Origin of the sequence: Lacinutrix jangbogonensis (assembly GCF_000797445.1) — a bacterium.
Classification (GTDB): Bacteria; Bacteroidota; Bacteroidia; order Flavobacteriales; family Flavobacteriaceae; genus Lacinutrix; species Lacinutrix jangbogonensis.
Window position 1 is genome coordinate 23,243 of record NZ_JSWF01000027.1, and the last position, 13,897, is coordinate 37,139.

Annotated in this window: 16 protein-coding genes, 1 other RNA gene and 1 pseudogene; 5 read left to right on the top strand and 13 right to left on the bottom strand. The window is 32.4% G+C overall.

The features are described 5' to 3' along the window. Nucleotides 1–3 precede the first annotated feature (3 nt). The 10 genes and pseudogenes from RH82_RS08545 to RH82_RS08590 all read right to left on the bottom strand — a co-directional run bounded on the left by RH82_RS08545 (nt 4) and on the right by RH82_RS08590 (nt 7,958). Nucleotides 4–455: pseudogene (locus RH82_RS08545) on the bottom strand (tRNA (cytidine(34)-2'-O)-methyltransferase). Continuing rightward, on the bottom strand, nt 445–669 hold the full coding sequence (locus RH82_RS08550) for a hypothetical protein (protein WP_034059879.1): 225 nt from the start codon (nt 667–669) through the stop codon (nt 445–447). The pseudogene RH82_RS08545 and the gene RH82_RS08550 overlap by 11 nt, the downstream one beginning before the upstream one ends. Before the next feature lie 7 nt (nt 670–676). Beyond that, nucleotides 677–1,138, bottom strand: a complete 462-nt coding sequence (locus tag RH82_RS08555) for a GNAT family N-acetyltransferase (protein WP_241148026.1) — start codon at nt 1,136–1,138, stop codon at nt 677–679. 10 nt (nt 1,139–1,148) lie between these two features. Then, nucleotides 1,149–1,916: a tryptophan synthase subunit alpha gene (gene trpA / locus RH82_RS08560; protein ID WP_034060017.1), complete on the bottom strand. Its 768-nt coding sequence runs from the start codon at nt 1,914–1,916 to the stop codon at nt 1,149–1,151. Nucleotides 1,917–2,055: 139 nt separating this feature from the next. After that, nucleotides 2,056–3,237 (bottom strand): tryptophan synthase subunit beta, encoded by a 1,182-nt coding sequence (trpB, locus tag RH82_RS08565; RefSeq protein WP_034059883.1) that lies wholly within the window; start codon nt 3,235–3,237, stop codon nt 2,056–2,058. Nucleotides 3,238–3,302: 65 nt separating this feature from the next. Next, complete coding sequence (locus RH82_RS08570; protein ID WP_034059885.1) at nt 3,303–3,938, bottom strand: phosphoribosylanthranilate isomerase; 636 nt, start codon at nt 3,936–3,938, stop codon at nt 3,303–3,305. Further along, on the bottom strand, nt 3,935–4,720 hold the full coding sequence (gene trpC / locus RH82_RS08575; RefSeq protein ID WP_034059886.1) for an indole-3-glycerol phosphate synthase TrpC: 786 nt from the start codon (nt 4,718–4,720) through the stop codon (nt 3,935–3,937). The genes RH82_RS08570 and trpC overlap by 4 nt, the downstream gene beginning before the upstream one ends. A gap of 118 nt (nt 4,721–4,838) precedes the next feature. Then, nucleotides 4,839–5,834, bottom strand: a complete 996-nt coding sequence (gene trpD / locus RH82_RS08580) for an anthranilate phosphoribosyltransferase (RefSeq protein WP_034059889.1) — start codon at nt 5,832–5,834, stop codon at nt 4,839–4,841. A 110-nt stretch (nt 5,835–5,944) separates the two neighbouring features. Beyond that, nucleotides 5,945–6,511 (bottom strand): anthranilate synthase component II, encoded by a 567-nt coding sequence (locus RH82_RS08585; protein WP_034059891.1) that lies wholly within the window; start codon nt 6,509–6,511, stop codon nt 5,945–5,947. A gap of 46 nt (nt 6,512–6,557) precedes the next feature. Further along, on the bottom strand, nt 6,558–7,958 hold the full coding sequence (locus RH82_RS08590; RefSeq protein ID WP_034059893.1) for an anthranilate synthase component I family protein: 1,401 nt from the start codon (nt 7,956–7,958) through the stop codon (nt 6,558–6,560). A 310-nt stretch (nt 7,959–8,268) separates the two neighbouring features. Between RH82_RS08590 and RH82_RS08595 the strand changes: the two genes are divergently transcribed. The 5 genes from RH82_RS08595 to RH82_RS08615 all read left to right on the top strand — a co-directional run bounded on the left by RH82_RS08595 (nt 8,269) and on the right by RH82_RS08615 (nt 11,526). Next, on the top strand, nt 8,269–8,802 hold the full coding sequence (locus RH82_RS08595) for a TlpA disulfide reductase family protein (protein ID WP_034059895.1): 534 nt from the start codon (nt 8,269–8,271) through the stop codon (nt 8,800–8,802). 161 nt (nt 8,803–8,963) lie between these two features. Further along, a complete protein-coding gene (locus RH82_RS08600; protein WP_034059897.1) occupies nt 8,964–9,584 on the top strand; it encodes a thioredoxin family protein in 621 nt (206 codons plus the stop codon). Between the two features lie 114 nt (nt 9,585–9,698). Then, nucleotides 9,699–10,010 carry a rhodanese-like domain-containing protein gene (locus RH82_RS08605; RefSeq protein ID WP_034059898.1) on the top strand — a complete coding sequence of 104 codons (312 nt, stop codon included), beginning with the start codon at nt 9,699–9,701 and terminating at the stop codon, nt 10,008–10,010. Nucleotides 10,011–10,067: 57 nt separating this feature from the next. Beyond that, complete coding sequence (locus tag RH82_RS08610; protein WP_034059899.1) at nt 10,068–10,460, top strand: rhodanese-like domain-containing protein; 393 nt, start codon at nt 10,068–10,070, stop codon at nt 10,458–10,460. A 232-nt stretch (nt 10,461–10,692) separates the two neighbouring features. Continuing rightward, nucleotides 10,693–11,526 (top strand): GLPGLI family protein, encoded by an 834-nt coding sequence (locus tag RH82_RS08615; RefSeq protein ID WP_034059901.1) that lies wholly within the window; start codon nt 10,693–10,695, stop codon nt 11,524–11,526. A 129-nt stretch (nt 11,527–11,655) separates the two neighbouring features. Here the strand turns inward: RH82_RS08615 and RH82_RS08620 are convergent, their stop codons facing one another. The 3 genes from RH82_RS08620 to ssrA form a co-directional block, all read right to left on the bottom strand. Next, entirely contained in the window at nt 11,656–12,918 is a 1,263-nt protein-coding gene (locus RH82_RS08620; protein WP_034059902.1) for a type II toxin-antitoxin system HipA family toxin, read from the bottom strand. After that, nucleotides 12,918–13,238: a helix-turn-helix domain-containing protein gene (locus RH82_RS08625; RefSeq protein ID WP_028873142.1), complete on the bottom strand. Its 321-nt coding sequence runs from the start codon at nt 13,236–13,238 to the stop codon at nt 12,918–12,920. The genes RH82_RS08620 and RH82_RS08625 overlap by 1 nt, the downstream gene beginning before the upstream one ends. A 139-nt stretch (nt 13,239–13,377) precedes the next feature. Further along, nucleotides 13,378–13,772, bottom strand: a transfer-messenger RNA (tmRNA) gene (gene ssrA / locus RH82_RS18165). Nucleotides 13,773–13,897: the final 125 nt, after the last annotated feature.

Sequence of the window (13,897 nt, forward strand, 5' to 3'; positions counted from 1 at the left end):
ATATTATTCTATTTGTCTTAAACCTTCATAAACAATGATGCCTACGGCGTTAGCTAAATTTAGACTGCGCACATGATTGCTATAGAGCGGAATTTTAAATAACTTATCGGAATATTTCTCAGTGATCGCTTTAGGTAATCCTTTAGATTCTTTTCCAAAGACTAAAAACAAGTCATCTTTATATTCAATATCCCAATGTTTTTTTGTGCCATGACTTGACAGAAACACCATTTTTTGTTTTCATTTTTGGCAAAGAAATCATCAATATTATCGTAATAATGTAAATTGAGATGTTGCCAATAGTCAAGACCTGCTCTTTTTAGTCTCGCATCTGTAATTTCGAATCCAAACGGTTTTACTAAATGTAAATTAGAGCCAGAAGCTAATGCGAGTCTGCCAATGTTTCCAGTGTTATTTGGTATTTCGGGTTCTATTAAAACAATATTAAGCGCCATTTTTTTTGAAGATTTTTATAAATATTATACGAATTAGAAGTACCCAAGGAAAGCCATGAAGTAAAACATCGAACCAGTCTTTTAGTTGCATACCATTTGCACCACCTAAAATCCATTTTATTTTTCCCCAAAGATGAGGTTCTGGAAAAAAAGGAGCTAAACCTAAAGTAAGGCATAATAGAATAATGATTCGATAGTCGTTTAGTATTTTCATGGCGTTATTATAAATACATTTTCATTTCAATCATATGTTTTTTAAAACCATTGTTTTTATACGCTTTTAATGCAGAAGCATTGTCTGAGTAAACTTCTAAACGGACCTCAAAAATATTCTTTGAGATAGACCATTTTTTAAGTTTTGCAATTATATTTTGAATAATTCCTTGACCTCTGTATTCAGGTTTAACATACATAAATCCCATATAGGAATAGTTAGTGTTTTTATGATAAGATTTGCTCTCAATAATTTTTGAATAACCAGATGCGATAATTTCATTTTTAAAACAGGCAACAATAGTTTTAGCATTATTTGAAGTTATCAAGTAGTCTAAATCATAATACGTGCAATTGTCTTTTAAATTACTATCAAAAGGACGTTCGAATGCTATTAAGTCTTGTTCAAAATCTAATAATGTAGGCAGGTCTTCTAAAGTTGCTGATCTATAGGTAATAGGATCCATCATTATTAAGTTTTTATGAATTTAAGATATTATCTACAAACGCTTTTATTTTTTTTGTTCCATTTTTTGATAAGTGTTTTATAAACGCACTCCCAATTATAGCTCCTTTTGCATATTGAGTAGCCTGGCTAAATGTTTCGTTATCTAAAATTCCAAAACCAACAATTTGCGGGTTTTTTAATGTCATATGTGCAATGCGATTAAAGTAGTTTGTTTGTTCTGAACCAAAACCAGAGTTGCCTCCTGTTACGCTTGCACTACTTACCATGTAAATAAAACCGTTAGATATAGAATCGATAAAATTAATGCGTTCTATGCTTGTTTGTGGAGTGATTAGAAATACATTTATTAATCCGTATTTTTCGAATGTCGCTTTATACTGTTCATTATAAACATTTACTGGTAAATCTGGAATTATTAATCCGTCGATGCCAATGTCTTGGCATCTTTTACAGAAGGCTTCCACACCATATTGCAGCATAGGATTAAAATAGCCCATAATTATTAATGGAATTGACACCGTTTTACGAATGTCTTTTAGCTGGTTGAATAGCACTTCGGTTGTCATTCCGTTTTTTAAAGCTTGTGTTGAACTCGCTTGTATTGTTGGACCATCTGCTAAAGGATCACTAAATGGTAAACCTATTTCAATCATGTCTACACCATTTTCTTCTAGGTTTTCTAGTATTGAAACCGTATCGTTTAAATTGGGATAGCCTGCTGAAAAATAGATAGAGAGTAGTTTTTTGTCCTCTTGTAATTTTTTGTTTATTCTGTTCATATTTGTCATTCCTGCAAATTGAGGAATCCATTTTTAATTATTCTTTTTTTTTCTGCGTTAAGGATTGAAAGGTTTGTTTGAGCTCCTCGCAGAGAGCGAGCCTTGAAAGCCTGACCCTTGTGGTAACGCTATAATTATTTTACAAATCGAAATAATCAATGTAATTCTGTAAATCTTTATCACCACGACCAGACAAATTAATCACGACAATATCATCTTCTTTAAATTTTTTATGATCAAAAATAGCTAAAGAGTGTGCTGTTTCAATTGCGGGAATAACACCTTCTAATTGACTTAATTCTAGACCTGCTGTCATAGCTTCATTATCTGTTATCGAAATAAATTCAGCACGACCAGTTTTATATAAATGTGCATGCATTGGTCCAACACCAGGATAATCTAAACCTGCAGAAATAGAGTATGGTTCTGTAATTTGTCCGTCGTCTGTTTGCATGAGTAGTGTTTTACTACCATGTATAATACCTTCTTTTCCTAACACAGAAGTTGCAGCACTTTCACCAGAATGAATACCTTTTCCCGCGGCTTCCACAGCGATTAGTTTTACGTCTGTATTTTCTAAATAATGATAAAATGCACCAGCTGCATTACTTCCACCACCAACACAAGCAACAATATAATCTGGAGTAGTTTTTCCTTCTTTTTCTTTTAACTGCCATTGGATTTCTTCTGAAACTACCGATTGAAAACGGGCAACCATATCCGGATAAGGATGAGGTCCAACCACACTACCAATAATATAATGTGTGTTTACAGGATTATTAATCCAATCTCTTATGGCTTCGTTTGTTGCATCTTTTAAAGTACGGCTTCCTGATAAAGCTGGAACGACTTTAGCGCCTAGCATTTTCATTCTAGCAACGTTTGGAGCTTGACGTGCAATATCAATTTCTCCCATGTAAACAATACATTCCATGCCCATGAGTGCGCAAACGGTTGCAGTTGCTACACCGTGTTGTCCTGCTCCAGTTTCGGCAATAATTCGTTTTTTACCTAAGCGTTGTGCTACTAAAATCTGACCAATAGTATTGTTGATTTTATGAGCTCCTGTATGGTTTAAATCTTCGCGTTTTAAATATATTTTTGTATTGTATTTTGCGCTAAGCCTTTTGGCTAAATAGAGAGGAGAAGGGCGGCCAACGTAATCTTTTAACAATTGATCAAACTCCTCTTTAAAAGACGGTTCTGCCATTATTTTTAGGTAATTCTGTCGTAACTCCTCTACATTAGGATAGAGCATTTCTGGAATGTATGCACCTCCAAAGTCTCCATAATAACCTTTGTTGTTAATGTTGTATTTCATTTTTATAGTTTTAGTCGGTAATGAATTCAATATCTAACACGAGATATTAAATTGCTTTCCTAAACTTATAATATATAATTAGCATCTATTAATTTTTGCTGAAAGGCTTTTAGCTTTGCAGCGTCTTTTAATCCAGCAGCTGTCTCGAACTTACTATTTAAATCAAAAGTGCAACACAAATCTGATTCTGGTCTTTTTAAGAATAGTAATAGTGACTCCATTTCTTTTGGTCCAATTCCACCACTTAAAAAGTAAGGTTTTATAGATGGATATTTTTTTAGAACGTTCCAGTTAAAAGTATAACCGTTTCCACCTGGTTCTTTGCCTTTGGTATCGAATAAATAATAATCGCAAACCTCTTCAAAAGGATCTAAAACTTTAAAATCGAATTGATTTTTTATAGAAAACACTTTAATAACTGTAATGTCTAGTGCTTTAAGTCTTTCACATAATTCTGGTGTTTCCTCACCATGAAGTTGTACGCCTTGTAGCTCGTATTTTTCTACTTTACCTCTTATATAATCGAATGTAGAATTTACGAAAACACCAATTTTATTAATGTCTGCAGAAATTTCTGGAATAATGCCATTAAAGTAACGTGGTGATTTTTCGAAAAAAATGAAACCCATATAATCTGGTTTAAGTTCTGCAACATCAAGGATGTTGTTTTCATTTTTCATTCCGCATATTTTTAGTTTCATAATCTTAAATTTTTTATAAATTGTTTTGCGCTTTCTCCAGCATTATCTGTTTTCATAAAGTTCTCACCTATTAAAAATCCTTTGTAACCAAAAGGTTGTAAAGTTTTGATGGCTTCAATATTACTAATTCCACTTTCTGATACTTTTATAAAGTCGTTTGGAATTAATGAGCTTAATTGTTTACTAGTTTCTAAACTGACTTCAAACGTTTTTAAATTTCTATTATTAACACCTAGCATATCTAAACTAGGCATTATGGATTTGTTTAATTCTTTTTCATTATGAACTTCTAGAAGCACCTCTAAATTTAAGCTTTTTGCAAATTCTGAAAACTGTTTTATTTCCACTTTGGTTAATATACCAGCTATTAGTAGAATAACATCTGCTCCATAAGCTTTGGCTTCCATTATTTGATAATCGTCTATAATAAACTCTTTACGCAGTAGTGGTAAACTACAGCTAGATCTCGCCGTTAGTAAATCGTCAAGTGAGCCTCCAAAATATTTACCATCTGTTAAAACAGACATGCCACAAACTCCAGATTCTTCGTAACCTTTTGCAACATCGAACACGTTTAAATCGTGATTAATAACTTGTTTTGATGGAGATCGTCGTTTGTGTTCAGCAATAATTCCTGTGGTGCTGGCTCCTAATTTCTTAGCCAAAGAGATCGTTTCTCTTTCAAACAAAATAGACTGCTCTAATTGCTTTGTTGGAATGAGTTGCTTACGAAGGTTTACTTCGATGCGTTTGTCTCTTGTTATTTTATCTAATATGTTCATGTTATATCTTGCCTTCAGTTTAATTGATTCCGTAAGTTTTCGGAATTGTATCGATAACTTTTTTTGTAGGTTTTCGATTCAATTTTATAGCAGCTCAAAAATCACTAGAAGTGGCGGTTTATTTTTTACTCAACTCTATTAAGCGTTCTAAACTTTCTTTGGCTCTTCCGCTTTCTAGGCTTTCTTTTGCTAATTGAAATCCGTCTTGGTGCGAAATATTATTTACGGTTGCAATTGCTAACCCTGCATTCGCACAAACAACATTGTTTTGTGCTTCGGTTCCTTTTCCTTTAATTATGTTTTTAAAAATTTTGGCCGCTTCTTTTATAGAGTGACCTCCAAAAATTTCTGATTGTTCAATTTGTTTTACGTTTAAGTCTGAGGGTCTTAACATCGTTTCAGAGTTATTAGAAATTATCTTGGTTTCTCCTGTTAAAGAAATTTCATCATAACCATCTAGCGCGTGAACGATGCTGTAATTTTTATCTGTGTTCTGATAAAGATAACCATATAGTCTTTGTAATTCTAAATTAAAAACACCCACCATTTGGTTTTTTGGAAATGAAGGGTTAACCATTGGCCCGAGCATATTAAAAAAAGTTTTTACACCTAATTCTTTGCGGATAGGAGCAACATTTTTCATGGCTGGATGAAATAATGGCGCATGTAAAACGCATATTCCAGCTTGATCTATAGATTGCTTTAAAAAGTCTGATTTATTAGAGAAATGAACACCTAAAGCTTCCATAACGTTTGAAGATCCTGAGGCAGATGAAACACCATAGTTTCCATGTTTTGCTACTTTAACGCCTGCTCCAGCGGTAACAAAAGAAGATAAGGTAGAAATGTTAAACGTGTCTTTTCCGTCGCCTCCAGTGCCACATAAATCGATAGCATTAAAATCGGATAAATCTATTGCTACACATAACTCTAAGAGTGCGTCTCGAAAACCTTGAAGCTCTTCTAGTGTAATGCTACGCATCATGAAAACCGTAAGAAATGAAGCGATTTGGTTTTGATTGTATTGCCCTTCAGAAATATTAACCAAAACGTTTCTAGCTTCTTTACTGGAGATGTTTTCGTGGTTTATTAACCTGTTTAGTAATTTTTTCATTTTTATTTCTAATGCTTTCCGAAGGAAAGATAACTATTATATTAATTTTAATTGTTTATTTTTATTGACTTGTTTGATTGTGATTGTTTACTGCTATCGCAAGTTGAATACTAGCTATTTATCCAGTTTTCTAAAATCTGTTTTCCATTAGGCGTTAACACACTTTCTGGATGGTATTGTACTCCTTTTACATCGTAAACTCGGTGTCTTAAAGACATTACTTGTCCATTTTTATCAAAAGATGTGGCTTCCAGTACTTCAGGTAAATCAGCATCTACAACCCAAGAATGGTATCTACCAACTTCTATTGTTTTGTCCATGTTTTTAAACAAGGCTTCATCATCAACACAAATTTCAATTTTTGTTGCAACACCATGGAAAACGGTTTCTAAATTCACTAAACTTCCCCCAAAAACTTCACCTATTGCTTGTTGTCCTAAACAAACTCCAAGAATACTTTTTGTTGGAGCATAGCGTTTAATAATGTCTTTTAATAAACCTGCTTCATCAGGGATTCCTGGTCCTGGTGATAATACTATTTTATCGTAGGCATCAACTTCTTCTAAAGTTAATTTGTTGTTTCTTTTTACGGTTACTTCACAATTTAAGTCTTCTAGATAATGGACTAAGTTGTATGTGAAACTGTCGTAGTTGTCTATTACTAATACTTTCATAATATTTGGGTTATTCTCGCAAAACTGAGAATCTTTTTAATTATAGTTTCTAACTTATGTTTTGAGCTAACTCAATCGCTTTTGTAAGTGCTCCTAATTTATTATAAACTTCCTGTAATTCGTTTTCAGGGTTAGATTTTGATACTAAACCAGCTCCTGCTTGCCAATGTAATTCGTGGTTTTTACTTAAGAATGTTCTTATCATAATCGCATGATTGTAATTACCTTTAAAGTCCATAAAACCAATAGCTCCGCCATAAAACGCACGACTCGTTTTCTCGTATTTTTCTATAAGCTGCATCGCTTTATGTTTTGGTGCACCACTTAAAGTTCCTGCAGGAAAAGTGTCAGCAACCACCTGCATCGTTGGTGTATTATTGTGTACTTTTCCAGTGACCTTACTGACTAAATGAATAACGTGTGAGAAAAATTGTGCTTCTCTATACGTTTCAACTTTTACTTGGCTTCCATGTCTGCTTAAATCGTTTCTAGCTAAATCTACTAGCATAACATGTTCTGCATTTTCTTTTTCATCTTTAGCTAATTGCTTTGCTAATTCCGCATCTTTTTCATCGTTTCCTGTACGTTTAAAAGTTCCTGCAATGGGATGAATTTCTGCAATTCCTTCATTGACCACTAATTGTGCTTCAGGAGAGCTTCCAAAAATTTTAAAATCGCCATAATCAAAATAGAATAAATATGGTGAAGGATTAATGCTTCTTAAAGCGCGATAGACATTAAACTCGTCTCCTTTAAATTTTTGAGAGAATTTTTTCGAAAGTACTAATTGAAAAACATCACCTCTAGCACAATGGGTTTTTGCTAATGCTACTTGTTCTTTGTATTCATTATCTGTTAAATTAGATTCGATTTCGGCGTCTGTAGAAAACTTGTAAGATGCAAAGTTTCTAGATTTTATTAAATGCAATATTTCATCAATATTATCATCACCATCATTAAAACAGTGTGCAAAAATGTAAGCTTCATTTTTAAAGTGATTTATGGCAATAATGTTTTGGTAAACAGCGTAATAGATGTCTGGAATATCTATAGAATTTGGTTTTTTTGAAATTTTAATATCTTCAAAATATTTTATAGCATCGTAAGAGGTGTAACCAAAAATGCCATTATTTATAAATTTGAAACTCTCCTTAGAAGTTACTTTGAAGCGTTTTGTGAACTTATGAATCATTTTTGGTACATCTGTAGTCCTATTTCTTAGCTTACTTCCATCTGGAAATGTTTGCTCTATAGTGTCTCCCGAAACTTTTATTGAAGCAATAGGATTGAAACAGATGTATGAAAAACTGTTATCATTAGCATGATAATCGCTACTTTCTAACAAGATGCTATTTGGGAATTTATCGCGAATTTTCAAATAAATACTCACAGGTGTAATAGTATCTGCAAGGATTTTTTTGTAATTAGTGTAAAGGCTAAAAGTCTTCATTTATGCTGAATTTATTTCAGTATCTCAATGCAATGAGATGTTATGTTTGTTTAGGATTCTGAAACAAGTTCAGAATAAAAAAAAAGGCTTGTCGTGAATGACAAGCCTTTTGTATGTTTGGTTAAATATACGTAAGAGTTTATTCACGAATTGAATTTCGGGAAGTCCACCACCATGTATGATTTAAATTTGTGTTCATATTAATTTTAAAATCCAAATATATAAATTGAATGTTAACTTTCAAATTATTTTTAATGTAAATATTTGTTAAAAGAGGTTTGTGTAAGGATTTCTGTATTATTTTTATAAAATGAAGGTGTATGTTTTACTATTAGTTATTTTGTTTTCTGCATGTAAACAAGAAGAAGTTCAAAAATTAGATGCTGATCCGGTTGTAGTAATTGAGAAAAGTAATGCTAAAGATATAGATTTAACGGTTTATAATTTTAATGAACTTGAGCCGCTATTAAATAAGAAAGACGGTAAAGTATATGTTATAAATTTTTGGGCAACTTGGTGCGCACCTTGTGTTAAAGAATTACCGTATTTTGAGACTCTAAATGAAGAGTATAAAAATATAAATGTAGATGTCGTTTTAGTGAGTTTAGATTTCCCTAAACAATACGATACTAAACTGAAACCTTTTATAACTAAGCATAAACTAAAATCTAGAATTGTAGTTTTAAACGATGTCGATAGTAATACATGGATTCCTAAAGTTGATAAAGATTGGACTGGAGCTATTCCTGCTACAATAATATATAACAATAGTAAGAGAACGTTTTATGAAAAATCGTTTAACTTAGAAGAGTTAAAACTAGAAGTTAATAAATTTATTGAATAGAAGTTTTTAACTTGAGATTCCTTTGGTATTCATTGTTTAATTTTTTGTAATAGTGAATTCATGAATCTTTCGATTTCGCGGGAATGACAATATTAAAATAAACCTCAATTAATAGTTAATGCGATGGTATTCGCGGATGTAAATTTTTAAAATAAAATAACATGAAAAAAGGAATTAAATTGATGCTGCTAACAGCAATAGTTTTTGGTGTTTGGTCATTCACTAAAGCAGAAGAGAAAGGAGATAATGGTTATAAAGTTGGTGATGAAGTTACCGATTTTAGATTAGAGAATATAGACGGGAGAATGGTGTCTATGGAAGATTTTAATGAAGCTAAAGGCTTTATTATTACCTTTACTTGTAATACTTGTCCTTATGCAGTGGCTTATGAAGATAGAGTGGAAGGTCTTAATAAAATGTATGCTAAAAAAGGCTATCCTGTAATAGCAATAATGCCTAATAATATTGAGGTTAAACCTGGAGATAATATGGGGGCTATGCAAGAACGTGCTAAAGAAAAAGGATTTACTTTTCCATATTTAATGGATGAAGATCAAAGCGTTTATCCGCAATTTGGAGCTACAAAAACACCACATATTTACGTTGTTCAAAAAATGAATAACGGAAATATTGTAAAATATATTGGAGCTATAGACGATAATTACCAGAATGCAGATCAAGTAAAGAACAAATATGTTGAAGATGCAGTTAATGCATTGTTAGTTGGTAAAGAGGTTGATGTCACTGAAACCAAAGCAATTGGTTGCTCCATAAAAGTATAAAAACAAGTTTATTAAATATTAAATTAAGCCTGAAGTTGTAACACTTCAGGTTTTTTTTCGTCTATATCATAAGGAAACGTTAAATTGATTAACTTTGTACCCTAAAAATTAATAATGTCAGATTTATCACAAGAGCAATGGGCTCAACAACTAAAGGCAGATGATAATGCTTTTTTATTAGATGTAAGAACAGAAGAAGAAGTAGCAGATGGTTTTATTCCAAAGGCTAAGAATCTAAATATATTTAAAGGGCAAGCCTTTATTTATGAATTAGAAACATTAGATAAAAATAAAAACTATTATGTGTATTGTAAAGCAGGAGGACGTAGTGGTCAAGCCTGTGCTATCATGAACCAAATGGGATTTGAAAACACTTATAATCTAATGGGTGGGTTTTCAGAATGGAGAGGTGAAGTAGAAGAATAGAATAATCAATCAATCAATCAATCAATCAATCAATCAATCAATCAAAATATTTTTATTATGAGAAACTCAGCAAAAGTAATCGTGCTAATTTTAATGGTAAGCGTCTTCAGTTGTTCTACGAAAACTAAAAGTGGAATAACAGTTGTTTCTGTAGAAGAAATGGAAACTTTACTAGATATAGATAATGTTCAATTAGTAGATGTAAGAACTCCCAATGAGTATAAGTTAGGGCATATATCACATTCTCAAAACATAGATTTCTTTTCTCCTACTTTTGAAGCTGATATCGTTAAATTAGATAAAGAAAAACCGGTAATACTGTATTGTAAATCTGGAAAAAGAAGTGCAAAATGCGCCGAAAAGATGCTAGAAGCTGGTTTTGAAAAAATTTACGATTTAAAAGGTGGTTTTACAGAATGGCAACATGTAGATTTTAAAATAAAACTTTAAGCTTGACAGACAAAGATATCTATCTTGTTCTATAAAAAAAAAACTCTAAGATTCTTAGATCTTGGAGGTGTTTTTTTTTATATCAAAAGCTAAGCCTTGTAATCTCCAATACTTTTATTTCGTTTTTTTTATGAAAATGGCGTTTTATTAAAGTAGATAATTGTTAATGTTTTGGTAATTAATCATTATTGTTTAATTTTTCACTAAATTTGTTACACAAAATATTTAAATTATGAAACATCAAGCTATTTTCTCATTAGGTCTTATTTTTATTTTCTTAACAACAACGGGTGTGAAAGAAAACATTGATTTTGATAATTTTCAAGCCAAAGCATATTATTTTTCAAAGTCTAAAATGGAACTTGGAAAGTGGGGAGCAACAATGAGTGAAGCTCAGAAAAAAGACGTTGCAGCTCGTTTAAAGAATAGATTAGAAAAAACCTACGTTTTATCTTTTAACAGAGAGGAATCCTTTTTTTATGAAGATGAAAAATTAGATGCATTATCTGGTGCAACAGATTCTTGGGGAAAAAACTTTAGCCCAGGAAAACAATATAAAAATATTAAAACAAATAGTCAGATTCAGAATCAAGAAATCTATGGTAAAAAGTTTTTAGTAAAAGATAGTTTGCAATCTATAAATTGGGAAATGAGTAGTGAAAGTAAGGTTATTGGGAAATATAATTGTATGAAGGCAACAGCCTTAATACCAACCAATGAATTAACTTGGTACTCCTTTTCATGGAGTAAACTAGCAAATGAAAAAGAATCTAAAGGCGACGATGATTCTATTAAGCAAGTAGAAATGACACAAGTAGAAGCTTGGTATACTTTGCAAATTCCTGTAGGGCATGGACCTCTAGAGTATTGGGGATTACCAGGTTTAATTCTTGAAGTAAGTGCAGATAATACAACTTTATTATGTTCTAAAATTGTAATGAATCCAAAGGAAGAAATCACTATTAAAGCACCTAAAAAAGGAGATGTGGTTACAAAAAAAGAATACCAAGATATTGTAGTAAAGAAGATGAAAGATTATAGAAGTAATAGAATGGGAAGACGTTAATACAATTCTAAAATTTTTTATAAAAAAAGCCACAACTTGAAAATTGTGGCTTTTTTTGTGGAGGTCGAGCGACAGAGTTCGAACTTTTTGAATGAAGATATTGAGTTAATAACCTCTAAGACTATTAATTTATAATTTGAAACAACCACCCATTCTTTCTATTTCTGCTCTGGAAATCCTCATTTTTTTAGCAAGGATTTGCCAGTTGGAAACTACCTCAAGGATTTGGTCAATAATTAATTGAGCTTCTTTTGGGTCTAATCTAAAGTAAGGAGCAACCGATAATGCTAGTTCTAAATTTTGAGAGTTATCCTCGCTGTCTATATTCAATTTATGTCCATTACCACCTTCTATTGGGTTTATATCATAGGCAGGAGAAAGTGTCCAACCGCCTTCAGATAATATAAATCCGTGATTACGCAAATGATCATCTGTGTTAGAAACACAAATATTGAACACTACACGTGTCCATAACTTTACTAAATCTTCATCTATGTTTGCACCATTTTGCATCAAGAACTCTACAAGGTCTAAATAGCTTACATCATCTTGATGGTCTACACCATCAGTATAACCCAATAAAGTCATAGCCGATGCGAAGTGAATGCGTTGTCCGTCTGCAGTTCTATCAAAACGTTTGGTAATGAAGGTGTGTTGATGGTGTGAAAACTTCTGTATTCTTGACGCTGCCATATCAATTCCACATTGAATAGCCATTTCATAAATAAGCTGTTCCCAAGCACCAATATCTTTATCGTCGTTACCGCTTGGGAACTTTGCAATCCATAAAGAGCCGTCTGTATCTTGAACATTTGCTTTAGGCCTTGCGCCACCTAAAGAAGAACCAGGAGCCATTAACATATTTAACCATTGTAAATACTCTGGATCATCTGGTGCATCATCTCGTTCTAATTGTAAACTTGCATATTCTAAATCTCTTAAAGCTGTCCACGGAGGAGCTGACATTTGTGCATTGTTGTCTAGAAATGGACCATCTGCAGCAGTTTTAAAACGTAGTGCACCCATTCTATTTGCATCAAAAACACCAAGAACATAATCAGACTCAAAAAGGGTGCGTGGTTTACGCTCTTCTTTTCTAGCTATTGCGGCTTCTTTTCTTCTCATTAATAATCTTCCCCAACGATCTGGAGAGGAGTCCAGAAAAATACCGAAATTGGACTTGTCTTCATTCAAATATTGTGGTCCTGAAAATAGTTGTAAATCTGGATCGATAGCTGTAGCTTCTTTAAGTTTTAGCCATTCTGAATTATACTCAAATGAGAATAGCTCTTTTCCTTTGTTGAGAGAAGCATATAACATTCCCATTAGGGTAGGCTCATTAAAACCTACCCAATGAGCATACACTAATATTTTTTTTCTTTCAGCACTCATTATTTATTGTTTTTCTTTGGAGCTCGTTCTTTAACTGTTAAATCAGCATCTTGAATTTTACGCCCTAAAGTATCATCATTTGCTACTGTTAAAAGATCTTTTTCTAAACCTAAAACTAATAAGGTTTGCAAGTAATTGCCCATAGATACAGATCCTTTACCTTCTTCAATTTTCCAAAGTGTAGACCTACCAATGTTTGCTCTTTCAGCAACCTGCTCTGCGCTTAACTTTCTTCGTAATCGCGCTAGGCGGATATTCTCTCCTAATTGAGAAAGAATTTTCTCTGCTTTAGGTAGTAATATAGTTTTCTTTTTAGGCATAATGTATCATATAAGATACAAATATACCATTTTTTGTTTCATATATGAAACGTTATGTTTATTTTATAAATAAGGGCTAATGAGGAGAGTAGTGTTGATTTAATATAAAAAACCCTCGTAATCTATTGATTATGAGGGTTTGTGGAGTCGGAGAGAATCGAACTCTCGTCCAAACAAGTAAGAAAGTAGCTTTCTACACGTTTATTTTCTTCTTAGTTTTTCGAGTTTAAGCTGGTTAGAAAAAACCCACTTTAACCTTATCTTCTTAATCTCGAAAAGGCAACAAAGCAGTACCTAATCTAAGTTAATATTTACGATGTCTTAAATAGAACGCCATTAACTAAGGCTTTCTGGAGACATAAAGCTTGCTCACCTAGTGAGCCGAGGCTTAATCCTACTATAATTCGGATTAGGCAGCTAAAGCGTAGTTATTCTCGCCGTTTAAAAAGTTGACTTAGCCTTTTACGTGTTTCAAAATCATTACACGACGTGCTTACTAGTTAATTAATCTCGCTGTCAAAACCAGTCGACCCCATTTAAATGAAACAGTGAATTTTTAATTTACAAAATTGAATTTATCCTGAACTCGTGTCAGAATCTCATCAATTATATTTCAAGTGTTTTTTTTATAGCGTTACCCATTTCTGCTTTTAAGATCA

Excerpts from the sequence above, each read along its gene's own strand:
- RH82_RS08550 (WP_034059879.1), bottom strand. The coding sequence starts at position 669 with ATGAAAATACTAAACGACTATCGAATCATTATTCTATTATGCCTTACT.
- RH82_RS08555 (WP_241148026.1), bottom strand. The coding sequence starts at position 1,138 with ATGATGGATCCTATTACCTATAGATCAGCAACTTTAGAAGACCTGCCT.
- trpA (WP_034060017.1), bottom strand. The coding sequence starts at position 1,916 with ATGAACAGAATAAACAAAAAATTACAAGAGGACAAAAAACTACTCTCT.
- trpB (WP_034059883.1), bottom strand. The coding sequence starts at position 3,237 with ATGAAATACAACATTAACAACAAAGGTTATTATGGAGACTTTGGAGGT.
- RH82_RS08570 (WP_034059885.1), bottom strand. The coding sequence starts at position 3,938 with ATGAAACTAAAAATATGCGGAATGAAAAATGAAAACAACATCCTTGAT.
- trpC (WP_034059886.1), bottom strand. The coding sequence starts at position 4,720 with ATGAACATATTAGATAAAATAACAAGAGACAAACGCATCGAAGTAAAC.
- trpD (WP_034059889.1), bottom strand. The coding sequence starts at position 5,834 with ATGAAAAAATTACTAAACAGGTTAATAAACCACGAAAACATCTCCAGT.
- RH82_RS08590 (WP_034059893.1), bottom strand. The coding sequence starts at position 7,958 with ATGAAGACTTTTAGCCTTTACACTAATTACAAAAAAATCCTTGCAGAT.
- RH82_RS08595 (WP_034059895.1), top strand. The coding sequence starts at position 8,269 with ATGAAGGTGTATGTTTTACTATTAGTTATTTTGTTTTCTGCATGTAAA.
- RH82_RS08600 (WP_034059897.1), top strand. The coding sequence starts at position 8,964 with ATGAAAAAAGGAATTAAATTGATGCTGCTAACAGCAATAGTTTTTGGT.
- RH82_RS08605 (WP_034059898.1), top strand. The coding sequence starts at position 9,699 with ATGTCAGATTTATCACAAGAGCAATGGGCTCAACAACTAAAGGCAGAT.
- RH82_RS08610 (WP_034059899.1), top strand. The coding sequence starts at position 10,068 with ATGAGAAACTCAGCAAAAGTAATCGTGCTAATTTTAATGGTAAGCGTC.
- RH82_RS08615 (WP_034059901.1), top strand. The coding sequence starts at position 10,693 with ATGAAACATCAAGCTATTTTCTCATTAGGTCTTATTTTTATTTTCTTA.
- RH82_RS08620 (WP_034059902.1), bottom strand. The coding sequence starts at position 12,918 with ATGAGTGCTGAAAGAAAAAAAATATTAGTGTATGCTCATTGGGTAGGT.
- RH82_RS08625 (WP_028873142.1), bottom strand. The coding sequence starts at position 13,238 with ATGCCTAAAAAGAAAACTATATTACTACCTAAAGCAGAGAAAATTCTT.